General features: G+C 68.7%; 9 protein-coding genes. 1 reads left to right on the forward strand and 8 read right to left on the reverse strand.

Features of this window, described 5'->3' with window-relative positions; translation table 11 throughout:
• The 4 genes from E8A12_RS20565 to E8A12_RS20580 form a co-directional block, all read right to left on the reverse strand.
• A partial coding sequence (locus tag E8A12_RS20565) for a DEAD/DEAH box helicase (protein ID WP_293372350.1) occupies positions 1-1,236 on the reverse strand: 1,236 nt, incomplete at its 3' end.
• Between the two features lie 153 nt (positions 1,237-1,389).
• The gene (locus tag E8A12_RS20570; protein WP_293372352.1) at positions 1,390-2,199 is read right to left on the reverse strand and encodes a PHB depolymerase family esterase; all 810 of its coding nucleotides are present in this window, start codon (positions 2,197-2,199) and stop codon (positions 1,390-1,392) included.
• A 1-nt stretch (position 2,200) separates the two neighbouring features.
• Complete coding sequence (locus E8A12_RS20575; protein ID WP_293372354.1) at positions 2,201-3,727, reverse strand: M56 family metallopeptidase; 1,527 nt, start codon at positions 3,725-3,727, stop codon at positions 2,201-2,203.
• Positions 3,720-4,100 (reverse strand): BlaI/MecI/CopY family transcriptional regulator, encoded by a 381-nt coding sequence (locus tag E8A12_RS20580; protein ID WP_363212591.1) that lies wholly within the window; start codon positions 4,098-4,100, stop codon positions 3,720-3,722. Before E8A12_RS20580 ends, E8A12_RS20575 begins: the two co-directional genes overlap by 8 nt.
• A 101-nt stretch (positions 4,101-4,201) precedes the next feature.
• Here E8A12_RS20580 and E8A12_RS20585 point away from each other — a divergent pair, with 101 nt between their 5' ends.
• Positions 4,202-6,430, forward strand: coding sequence for a TonB-dependent receptor (locus tag E8A12_RS20585; protein WP_293372356.1), 2,229 nt, complete (start codon positions 4,202-4,204; stop codon positions 6,428-6,430).
• A 4-nt stretch (positions 6,431-6,434) separates the two neighbouring features.
• On the opposite strand, the gene E8A12_RS20590 is transcribed toward E8A12_RS20585, so the two are convergent.
• From E8A12_RS20590 to E8A12_RS20605, 4 genes are all read right to left on the reverse strand, one after another.
• Positions 6,435-8,396 carry a M56 family metallopeptidase gene (locus E8A12_RS20590; RefSeq protein ID WP_293372358.1) on the reverse strand — a complete coding sequence of 654 codons (1,962 nt, stop codon included), beginning with the start codon at positions 8,394-8,396 and terminating at the stop codon, positions 6,435-6,437.
• Entirely contained in the window at positions 8,396-8,794 is a 399-nt protein-coding gene (locus E8A12_RS20595) for a BlaI/MecI/CopY family transcriptional regulator (protein WP_293372360.1), read from the reverse strand. The genes E8A12_RS20590 and E8A12_RS20595 overlap by 1 nt, the downstream gene beginning before the upstream one ends.
• Before the next feature lie 113 nt (positions 8,795-8,907).
• Positions 8,908-10,836 (reverse strand): PQQ-binding-like beta-propeller repeat protein, encoded by a 1,929-nt coding sequence (locus E8A12_RS20600; protein ID WP_293372362.1) that lies wholly within the window; start codon positions 10,834-10,836, stop codon positions 8,908-8,910.
• A gap of 80 nt (positions 10,837-10,916) precedes the next feature.
• Positions 10,917-11,509 (reverse strand): S41 family peptidase (locus E8A12_RS20605; RefSeq protein WP_293372364.1); only part of this gene is annotated, 593 nt, incomplete at its 5' end.

Genomic DNA, 11,509 nt, shown 5'->3' on the forward strand with positions numbered 1-11,509 from the left:
GCGGTCGCGGTCGCGGTCGCGGCTGGACGGGGCTGAGCGCCCGCCGCGGCCACGGTCGCGGTCACCGCCGCGCGAGCTGCGCGGCTCGTCCTTGATATTGGCCCAGTCGGCCTCAAGCTTGATCTCTTCCGGCGTCTTGCCGATCAGCTTCAGCACCTTGTCGAGGTTGCGGCTGTCGGCCGGGGTGACGATCATGAACGTCTGGCCGAGCTTGCCGGCGCGGCCGGTCCGGCCGATGCGGTGGACATAGTCGTCGGCGTGGTGCGGCACGTCGAAATTGAAGACGTGACTGACGTCGGGGATGTCGAGGCCGCGCGCGGCGACGTCGGAGGCGACCAGCAGCTTCAGCGAGCCGTTGCGGAAGCTTTCCAGCGTCCGCATGCGGGTCTGCTGGTCCAGGTCCCCGTGGATCGGCGCGGCGTCCAGCCCGTGCGTCTTCAAGGACTTGGCGACGATGTCGACTTCCGACTTGCGGTTGCAGAAGACGATGCCGTTCTTCACGTCATCGCGGCTGATCAGCATGCGAAGCGCGGTGCGCTTGGCTTTCTGGTCCTGGGTCGGGATGCGCACCAGATACTGGGTGATGGTCTCCGCCGTGGTCGCGGGCCGCGAGGCCTCGATGCGGATCGGATCCTTCAGGAACTGCTTGGTGAGCCGGGTGATCTCCGGCGGCATGGTGGCGGAGAAGAACAGCGTCTGCTTCTTCACCGGCGTCAGCTTGAAGATGCGCTCGAGGTCCGGGATGAAGCCCATGTCGAGCATGCGGTCGGCCTCGTCGACCACCAGCATCTGCACGCCGGTCATCAGGAGCTTGCCGCGCTCGAAATGGTCGAGCAGGCGCCCCGGCGTGGCGATCAGCACGTCGACGCCGCGGTCGAGCTTCAGCTCCTGGTCGGAGAAGGAGACGCCGCCGATCAACAGCGCCCAGGAGAGCTTCTGGCCCTTGGCGTAGCGTTCGAAGGAGGCGGCGACCTGGTCGGCCAGTTCCCGCGTCGGTTCGATCACCAGGGCGCGGGGCATGCGCGCGCGGGCGCGGCCGGCGGCCAGGCGGTCGATCATCGGCAGGGTGAACGCGGCAGTCTTGCCGGTGCCCGTCTGGGCGATGCCCAGCACATCCTGACCGTGCAGGGCGTGCGGGATGGCCTCGGCCTGGATCGGGGTCGCGGTGGTGTAGCCGGTGTCGGCGACGGCCTGCAGCGTGGCAGGCGAAAGTCCAAGTTCGGAAAATTCGGTCATTCGGTACGATTTTGTGCGGAGAGGCCGCCCACGAATGGGCGGGCGCGCCGCGGCGGCGCGAACGGAGATCGTCGCACGCGCCGGAACATACGGGCCGCGACCGTCAAGTCAACGCGCTGGGCGTCGTCGAGGTTCAGTCGCCGCTCGATCTGCTCACTTTGCGGGCTTGCGGGCGTGGGCCAGCAGCCAGGGCATGAAGTCCTCGTCGCCGTAGGCCTTCTCGGCGGTGTCGTAGTGATTGCCGCCGGGATTCTCGCTGTAGCGGAGCTCGCCGCCGGCGGCCCTGAGCGCGGCGGCGAGGCGTCGGGACTGCTCCACCGGCACGGTGGTGTCGGCGTCGCCGTGGAAGATGGCGACGGGGAGGGCCCCAAGGCCCCTGGCCAGGGCGGCGAAGGGATCAGCCTCAGCCACAAACGGATTGGCCACACGGTCGGCGGCCTTGTCGGCTTCGCTGTAGGTCTTCACGTCGGCGGTTGTGACCCGCCCGGCGATGACGGCCACGGCGGCGAACCGGCGCGGCCAGCGATAGGCGATGCGATAGGCGCCCGTCGCGCCCATCGAAAAGCCTGTGAGGTAGACCCGGGCCGGATCGGTGCGGAACTCGCGCGCCGTCGCGTCCAGCTCAGCCATGGCGAGGTCTTCCATGTCGGTGTCCAGCCAGCGCTTGCCGGCCTGGTCCTGCGGCAAGACGGCGATCACCGGAAACCGGGCCCGGTTCTTCCGGATGGCGGCGGCCAGGCCGATGGTGGTCTGCTGCAGGCCGTCGTCGCCCTGCAGGCCGATGCCGTGCAGATCGACGACCATCGGCAGGGCGCTTTTGCCATCGTACCCCGGCGGAACATAGACCTGATAGCGATACGTGGCGCCCGCCACCACCACGCTGCGGTCCAGGAAGCCGCTTTCGGCGGACGCCGCGGTCGCGAACCCAGCGAGCGCGGCGGCGAGGATCAGGATGGCCTTCACCCTAAGCGTCGTGCGGCCACATCAGAACGTCGACGCGGGCCCGGCCGTGGCTCTCGGCGATCTCTTGGGGGGTTTCGGCGCGGACAGTGGTCGTGACAACGATACTCAGGCCATTGGGCAGGGCGATGGTCCCGGTCTCGCCGGCCGCGAGCTCGATGGTCCCGCTGACCATGGGCGATAGGCTGCGGTTGAGTCCGGCGGTGACCGTCAGGCGCTCGCCGTGCTGGGCGACGCTGGTGAAGAGTTTGTAGCGGCTGGGCGTGCGAGCGATGTAGCCCAGCCGGTAGCGCGACTGGGAGCCGAAGGCGGTGAGGTCCGTCACCAGGGGTACGCCGTCGGGATCCCTCATGGCGGCCACCACGCGGACGGCCGAGCCCGGCGCGACCGAGGACCAGTCGGCGAGGCCATGGATCCGGCGCGGCGGGCCGAAGAAGCCAGGCGGCAGCAGGCGGCGGTCGGGACCAGCTTGCTGCGGGTCGTCAGTGACCTCAGTGACGGCGTCGGCCGGCGGTTCGGCCACCGCGGCGGACGCTTGGGAGGTCTGCGCCGCCAGCGGCGCCCGCGAGGCCGGGCGGGTCTGGAGGTCGGCCTGGGCGGCGGGTGCGGACGGCGCGCTGGTGGGCGCTTGCGGTGCGGCGACCAGCACCACCTGGGCTGGCCGCGTGGCCCAGACCGTGGTTGCGCCGCCCAGGGTGACGAGGCCGACGAGGACGAGGCCGAGGCTTCGCCCCATGACGCCGAGCCGCGGACGCGAGAGCAGGCGGACGCGCTCGACCAGTGGGTGGGCCGCCTGGGCCGGCCAGTAGCATCCCAGCGGCAGCGGACGGTTGGAAAGCTGGGTTTTCAGCATCGCCTGGCCGTAGGTGCGCCGCGCACGCGGGTGGCGGGCCATCACCTGAGCGTCACAGGCGAATTCCTGGTCGATGCGCAGAAAGTGCGCCATCAGATGGATCGCGGGATTGAACCAGCTGGCGCAGCGCACGAAGGCCATCAGCGCGTTGATCCGGGAATCGTGGCGCCGGATGTGCGTCGACTCGTGCGCCAGGACGACCTGCTGCTCCGACGGGGAATAGCGCTGGGCGAAGTCGTCCGGGACAACGATCCGCGGCCGCACGACGCCGACCACGGCGGGACCGGCGCGGCCCACGCGCACCGCTCGATCGAACCGGACCTGGCTCCAGGCCAGCCAGAGAAGTGCCGTCAGTCCGCCGGCGATCCACAGGAGGCCAAGACCCGTCGACAGGTCCGGCGCGCCGCCGAGGCGCAAGCTCGGGGCGAAGCCGGGGTGCGCGACGAACAGGACGTCCGGCCCGGCGGCCCGGCCGACGCCTGCGTCTGGGTGGGGAAGCCACACTTTCCGAGCGGGCGCCAGCATGGCCGCGACCGCCAGCGCCACGAGGCTCCAGAGCCCGTAGGCGATGCGGGGCCCGAACGTTCGCCTGACCGGAACGCGCAGGACCAGGACGACGCCGATCGCCGCGGCCGCCACAAGATTCAGGCGCAGCAAGGGGACGAGGATGTCACTCATCGTCGCCCTCCAGCTTGGCGATGAGGGACTTCAGCAGTTCGATGTCCTTCGGCGTCAGCGCGCGGTGCTCGGCGAAATGGGCGACCAGGGGCGCGACCTCGCCGCCGAACAGGCGGTCGACCAGCCCTTGGCTCTCCGACTGCACATAGCTCTCGCGGCTGATCAGCGGGCGGTAGACATAGCCCGCGTCCTCGCGCCGGCCCTCGATGGCCTTCTTGCGCAAGAGGCGGGTGATCAGGGTCTTCACCGTGCCGGGCGCCCAGCCGTTGGCCTCGCCCACCTCGGCCACTATGCCGTCGGGGGTCAGCGGCCCGGCGCGCCAAAGGGCCTCCATGATCTGGCTCTCGGCTCCGGAAATCCTGATCACCGGCATTTTTCGCGCCTTACCGAAAATACACGTGTACTTTCATTCAGAATACGCCTGTATCATAGCTGGTCCGGCCGCTTCGGCCAGTAAATTCGGAGGCAAGAATCGTGCGCACGGGGCTCATCTCCATCGTTGTCGCCGCCGCCTTGCCATCCCTGGTCGCCGCTCAGGAGGTTCCGCCGGCCGCCAATCCGCCCGCGACCGAGGCGACGCCGGCAAAGCCCGAGCCGTCGAAGGCCCCTGCGCCCAAGACTGGCGACCGGACGGTCGGCGAGGTGGTGGTCACCGGCCAGGCAGCGGTCCCTGTTCAGATCTCCATCGACCGGAAAAGCTATGACGTGACCAAGGACCTGCAGGCCCAGTCCGGCGCCATCACCGACGCCCTGCGAAATGTGCCGTCGGTGGAGGTGGACGTGCAGGGCAATGTCAGCCTGCGCGGCGATCCCAACGTCACCATCCTGATCGACGGCAAGCCTTCCAGCCTGTTCCAGGGCGACAACAAGGCCCAGGCGCTGCAGTCCCTGCCGGCGGACTCCATCGCCCGCGTGGAGGTGATCACCAACCCGTCTGCCGAATTCCAGACCGACGGCACGGCCGGGATCATCAACCTGATCACCAAGCATTCGAGGGGCGTCGGCCTCACCGGCTCCGTGCGGGGCACGGTCGGCGACGAACTGCGCGCCAACACCGGGGTCAGCCTGGGCTACAACTCCGACAAGCTGACGGTTTCCAGCGATCTCAGCGTACGCCACGACAAGCAGAAGCTGAACCAGGCCGACGATCGGCTGAGCCCTGATCCTGCGGGCGGCTTCGACGGCGTCGATCAGGAGCAGACCCAGCACTTCCTGGCAGAGTCCGTGAACGCTCGGATTGGCGTCGACTACGACCTGACGCCGAAGACCCGGATCGGATTCGAAACGCACGGCAACTTCACCGACTTCCTGCTGACCGGACCTGCGCTGGTCAGCGAGTTCGGCCCCGGGGACGCGCCCGCCGGGAGCTTCAGGCGTGACCTCGATATCCATCAGAAGCGAGCCGCGGGCGAGGTGAGCGCCAGCCTGCGCCAGAAACTGGCGGGCGATGGCGATTTCGCCATGAGCCTGAGCCTCGAAGAGATCAACGACGCGCGCACCCGCTCTGGTCACACGCTCGACCAGGTCCCGACCGCGGCGGAGGAATTCGATCGGCAGGCGATCAACAACCACCAGCACCATGTCGAACTGAAGGGCGACTGGACGCAGCCGCTGGGCGATATGGCCAAGCTGAAGGCCGGCTTCGACATCGACCACGTCGACAACAGCTACCGCAACCGCGGCTTCGAAGGCGCCGCCTTGGATGCGGAAGGCCCCGATCCGACACTGACAAACCTCTTCGAGTTCCGTCAGACGGTGGGCGCGGCCTACGCGACCTATGAGCGGCCGATGGGCGCGGTGACGATGCTGGCGGGCCTGCGGGTCGAGGACGTTCAGATCCACCTCGACCAGGCGACGCTCGGCCAAGAGAACGAGATCGACTACCTGCGGGCCTATCCGACCCTGCACCTGAACTGGAAAGTGTCAGACACTCAACAGTTCACCGCCAGCTATAGCCACCGCATCCAGCGGCCCGATCCCAGCGCCTTCAACGCCTTCCGTTTCGAGATCGACCCGCTGAACTTCCAGTCCGGCAATGCGCATCTGAAGCCGCAACAGACCCAGTCGTTCGAGCTGGGCTACGAGTACCGGCGCTCGCCGCTGGTCCTGGTCACCACCCTCTACTACCGGGAGAACCGCGATGGATTCGCTCAGGTCCTGCACGACCTCGGCGCAGGTGTCTTCCTGAACGAGCGCGATAACGCCGCGCAAAGCCGCTTCGCCGGTGTGGAAGAGGTCGCCAGCGGCAAGATCACCTCGACGGTCAACTATAATTTCAGCGCCAGTCTCAGCTGGAACCAGCTCGACACCCTCGGGCCTCAGTTCGCACCGACACGCTCCCTGGTGAGCGAAGAAGGCCATGGCAGCCTCACCTGGCAGGCGACGCCGACCGACCTTTTCCAATTCAATGGCTTCGTGCAGGGCAAGGAACTGACCCCTCAGGGTGCGCAATCGCCGCTGTTGGGGTTCGACCTGGGCTATCGCCGCAAGCTGACGGACAAGCTGTTCCTGGTGGTGACCGCCCAGGATGTATTCCACAGCTTCTTCAGCTTCTATCGCGCTGACACGCCGGCGCTGATCGAACGGACCAAGGCGGATTTCGACACCCGCCAGTTCCGCGTCGGCCTCAGCTGGTCGTTCGGCGGCGGCCGGCCGAAAGAGCCGGCGTTCGAGTTCCAGAACGGCGGCGGCCCGACGCCTTAGGTGATCAGGGCGTGGCGCGCGAGGGCTGGTCGTCCAGGGCGTCGACCTCGCGCTGCAGACGTTCGGCGGCTGCGCGGGCGCGCGCGATGCTGGCCTTGAACTCCGCCGACTGGGTCAAATCGCGGGCGGCCTCGCCGGCCTGACGGGCGGCGTCGATGCGGGCCTTGAAGTCGGCGGACTGCGTGAATTTGCGGATCTCCTCGCCATCGGACCTGGCCTTGGAGATCTGGGCTCGGAACTCGGAGGATTCGACCATCTTTCGGGCGGCGTCGCCGGCTTCGCGGGCCTTGGCCATCTGGGCTCTGAATACCGAGGACTCGGTGATCCGGGCGCTGGCGATCTGGGCCTTGAATTCAGGCGATTCGACCATCGTACGGGCCGCTTCGCCGGCCTCCTTCGCCTTTGCGATCTGAGCTTTGAACTCCGCAGACTCGGTGAACTTCGCGCTGGCCACAGCGTCGGCGCGAGCCTTTTCGATCTGCGCCCTGAATTCCGGGGATTCGACCATCTTGCCTGCGGCTTCGCCAGCTTCCTTGGCCTTGGCGATCCTGGCCTTGAATTCGGGAGACTCGGTCAGCTTGCGGGCCTCGGCGCCTTCACGCTCGGCGTCGGCGACAACGCTCTCCAGATGGCGCTTCTGTTCGGCCGTCAAGTCCGCGGCGTTGTTGGTGCTGACGGAGAAGGACTGGCCGTCGATGGCGGTCCAGTGGTGTTCATACGCGCCGTCGCTCTCGTTGATGAGCACGCCTTTGTCGTTGATCTGCACCCAGCTGTGATGATGGGCGTGCTTGGCGTCGGGGGGCGTCGGCGCCGTCGGCGGCGCCGGGCCGGCAGGCTCCGCGGCCGGAGCGGGCGCGGCGACCGGCGCAGGCGGCGCCGCAGCGGCCAGGGGTTCGGCCAGGGCCGTGCGGCTGACGACAGGCTGCTGGGCGACGGCAGGCGAGACGTGCAGGACGAGCGCGGTCGCCAGCAGGCCGGTGGCGATCGCGCCGGCGCCGCAGAGGCGAGCGGCGTGCAGCGGACCGCGGGCGGCGGGGGCAGGGTTCATCAGGTGCATGACACGGTCTTCCAGATCGGTGCGGCCGAAGAGGCCGACCAGCAGGGCGGCGTCACGGGCAGGTGGGCTGGCGCCGAGGGCGCGGGCGAGGGAGAGCAGGCATTTGGCGTAGGCCTGGTGGGCTAAGGCCTGATCGGGGGCCATCGCGCCGGCGGCCATGGCGTCGCAGGCCAGCTCGCGGCTGCGCCGGACCCCGGCCTTCAGGGCGATCAGGGCGGGGTGCCAGCTGACCGGCAGGGTGAGCACCTCGCAGGCCAGGTTCACCGCGTAGTCGCGGCGCACCACGTGGGCGGCCTCATGCAGCAAAGCCGCGCGCAGGTCTTCGCGGCTCACGGCAAGGCGCTCGGGGATCAGGATGACCGGCTTCAGCGCCCCGACGACGGCCGGCGTGCGCACATCGGGCGAGCAGCGGACCTGCAGGACCGGGCGGCCGTGCTGGTCGGCGAAGGCTTCGAGGGCGGCGGTGACCTCGCCGGCCAAGGTGGCGGGCCGCGAGCGCCGCACCAACCGGTGGGCCGCGATGCTGGCGGCGATCAGGCGCGCCGCGACGACGAGGCCGGTCAAGGCGAAGAGGACCATCAGGACCGGCGCGGCATGGGCGGCCGCGCTGGCGAACATGTCGCGAAAGGCCTGCCATTCCTCGGAGAGCAGGCTGGGCGTTGGCGCCGTCGCGACGGCGGTCAAGGCGGCGTTTGACGCGAACGACTCCGGCGCGGTGGCGGCTGAAATCGTTGGCGGCTTGAACGCTAGTGCGGGCGCCAGGGCGCCGGCCAGCAGGAAGCCCAGCCACACCCGGTTGCGGGCCTTCGGCGTCAGGCCGGCGAAGCGGCAGACCAGCGGCGCGCCGATGGCGGCCAGCGGGATCTGCCAGGCGGCGTTCAGCAGGTAGGCGACGAGCAGCTCTCGCATCACTTGGTCTCAGTCTTGTCGTCGCGGCCCACCAGCTGGGAGGCGCGGGCGATCTCTTCCGGGGTGATCTGTTCGGCGTCGATCAGGGCCATCAGCAGGGCCTCGCCAGAGCCGCCGAACATCCGCGAGACGAGGTCCTTGAGCGCCGTGCCCACGGCACGCTCCCGGCTGACGGCGGCCTGGTAGGCGAAGGCGCGGCCGACGGCGGCGCGGCGCACCTTCTTCTTGCGCAGGAGCACGTTCAGCATGGTCTGGACGGTGGTGTAGGCGAGGTCCGAGCCCAGCTTCTCCTGCACCGCAGAGACCGTGCTGGGGCCGGCGTCCCAGAGGACCTGCATGATCTGCAGCTCCAGCGGCGTCAGGACGCCGGTCGATTTGGCGCGGGGCGAGGCGGCCATGGGGGAGACTCCTAAGACTTTCGGAGTCATCGCCCCGGCGGCGCGGGATCGTCAACTAAACTTTTAGTAGGAATTGACGCCGACCCCGCTGGGGCCGGCGTGGGAGGACCTGACTATTTGCCGTTGACCGAGTAGGCGAGGAGCACGTTGGTCCCGTTGCCGCCGGTGTTGGCCGCGCCGTTGAAGCCGCTCATCACATAGACGCGGCCGCCGGCGATGGCGGCGCCCAGGCCGTCCAGGCTACCGCCCGGCTGGCCTTTCACCTGATTGACGGTGTCGTAGGTGCGGTCCGTGGTGCTATCGGCCCAGAGGATCTTGCCGGTGGCGGCGTCATAGGCCCGCAGCCAGCCGTCCATGGTTCCGGAGAACACCACGCCCGGCATCACCGACGGCGCCTGAGACTGGGCTCGCACGCAATCGCCGCCGCCGCGGTCGCGGGACCGGTCACCGGCGTAGTGGCAGGGCGCGACAGGCGCGGGGACGTTCCAGAGCACCTTGCCGGTGGCCGGATCGATCGCTGTCAGGCCGGGCTTCGGCGGGCCGAGCTGTGTCGTCACGGCGGATCGGCCGAGCTTCTTCAGGTTCTCTTCCAGCAGGTTCACGGTGTCGGCGTTGGCGACGTAGAGGCGGCGCTCATCCGCTGCCATGCCCCATTCGATGCCGCCCAACGAGGACCCGGAGCCGACGCGCCGGCTCCACAGCGTCTTGCCGCTGTCGGCGTCCATGCCGAAGGCGACGCCCGACTTCTGGCCCGAAAGAACCACGTCCTTGCCTGAGGCCAGATGGAACAGGATCGGCGAGGCGCCGAAATCGTAGTCCGGGCCGTCGGGACTGGGGCAGTTGGCGGGTTTGGTGGCGGCGTTGCAGCCGACGATGAAGTTGTCGGCCTCGGTCACCTGGTTGGACCAGCGGACCTTGCCGGTCTTGACGTCCATGGCGAAGATCGCGTCGGCGCCCTTGGTGTCGACCTCGGTGTAGCTGTCGCCTGTGGCCACGTAGACCACACCACGCTTGGCGTCGACGCTGGGCGCCGACCAGATCGCCCCGCCGGCGGGACCCTGCATCATGGTCCCCGCCGAGTTCTTGTGGGTCGGATGCGGCGGCTGGCCGATCACATAGGTCTGCCATTGCGTCTTGCCGGTCTTGAGATCGAGGGCCACGACCGAGCCGCGGAAACTGCAGCAGCTATAGGAGGGCTGACGCGCGGCGCCTTCTTCGCCAGACGTCATGGGCACGAAGACCTGATCGCCGGAGATCACCGGCGCGCCGGTGATCCCCGCCACCGGATTGGCCTCAAGCTGCCCCGAACGCCAGATTTCCTTGCCGGTCTGGGCGTCGAAGGCGTGCGTCGTCCGGTCTCGCTCGCCGATCAGGGTCAGCCAGCCGCTGGGCGAGACGTCGGACTTCACCACCATCGGCGTCGTGCGCGAGACCGCGCCCTCGACCACCCAGCGCACGCAGCCGGTGGCGGCGTCGAGGGCGTAGAACTTGCCCGAACGGTTGGTGACGAACAGCCAGTCGCCGATCACCGTGGGCATTCCGCCTGGCATGGCGAAGGACCACTTCACCTTCAGCTTCGGCACATCGGCTTTCGTGAGCCCGGGCCTGGGCTGGTAGCGGTGCGACGTGGGATCGAAGCCGACGCTGGTCCAGTCGCTGCCGGTGGCGCGGATCGGCGGATTGACCGCGCACTTCACGTCAACGCCGACCGGGGCAGGCGCCGCACGGCCAGCGGGCGCCGCGGCGGCGGTCTGGGCGGGCTGGGCGCCGGTCAGATAGGCGGCGACGGCCTGTTTGTCGGCCTCGGAGAGGCCCGCCGCCATCGGCTTCATCACCCCGTTTGTCAGGGCGTCGACGATCTGCGCCGGCGGATAGGTGGCCAGGGTCGCCTTGCTGGGCGCGCGGTCGATATTGGGGTCGTGGCAGGCCTTGCAGTGGGCGTTGAAGACGCCTTCCCCGGCGTCCTGCCCATGGGCTGCAAGGGGCGCAGCCAATGGCAAGGCCATGGCGGCTAACGCCGCCAGCCACATGGGCATTCTCATAATTCGCTCCCCGAAATGCTTTTCTTTGAAATCCTCCCCCTAAGATTGCGGGCGGATTTCACGCGGAGCAAGGCGAGGCTTCAGTGGGCCGGCGGTTTTGGCCCCAGTTCCTTGAGCAATTCTGCGACCGCGGCCTCCAACTGCCCGTCCTGGCCCAAGACGGTTTCCCCGAGCGGGCGCTCGACCGTGACGTCGACCGGCCGCGGGTGCAACTCCATGTCGTCGCCCGCCGCGCCCTGGATGCGAGTCGAGGGCACCCGGACAACCGAGCCGTCCACCAGTGGCGTGTTGGACGTGTAGATGATCCAGCCGGCGGTCGGCACGCCGACGACCTTGCCGAGCTTCAGCGTCCGGTAGCCCTCGGTGAAATCCTCGGCGTCGGAGAGCGAGGATTCGTTGGTCAGCAGCACGGTCGGCAAGCCGAGCGCGCGTTGGCCCAACGCCTGGCGGCTCGGCACGCCGGTCTCCCCGCGCGCGGTCATGGTCAGGAAGTTCTTGCGGGCGAAGACGTCGAGGACATAGCCGTTCACGAAGCCGCCGTTGTTGTTGCGTACGTCGACGACGACACCCTCCTTGCCCTGGTTCTGGGCGTCGAGGCCCAGGTAGAGCTGGTCGAGGGCCTCCGACGACATGTCGGCGATGTGGACGTAGCCCAGCCGTCCGCCGCTGATCT

It is taken from the genome of Phenylobacterium sp. (genome assembly GCF_004799395.1).
Classification (GTDB): domain Bacteria; phylum Pseudomonadota; class Alphaproteobacteria; order Caulobacterales; family Caulobacteraceae; genus Phenylobacterium.

What these genes read in the sequence shown, in the direction of transcription:
- E8A12_RS20575 (WP_293372354.1), bottom strand. Translation starts at nt 3,727, where the DNA reads ATGAGTGACATCCTCGTCCCCTTGCTGCGCCTGAATCTTGTGGCGGCC.
- E8A12_RS20580 (WP_363212591.1), bottom strand. Translation starts at nt 4,100, where the DNA reads ATGCCGGTGATCAGGATTTCCGGAGCCGAGAGCCAGATCATGGAGGCC.
- E8A12_RS20590 (WP_293372358.1), bottom strand. Translation starts at nt 8,396, where the DNA reads ATGCGAGAGCTGCTCGTCGCCTACCTGCTGAACGCCGCCTGGCAGATC.
- E8A12_RS20595 (WP_293372360.1), bottom strand. Translation starts at nt 8,794, where the DNA reads ATGGCCGCCTCGCCCCGCGCCAAATCGACCGGCGTCCTGACGCCGCTG.
- E8A12_RS20600 (WP_293372362.1), bottom strand. Translation starts at nt 10,836, where the DNA reads ATGAGAATGCCCATGTGGCTGGCGGCGTTAGCCGCCATGGCCTTGCCA.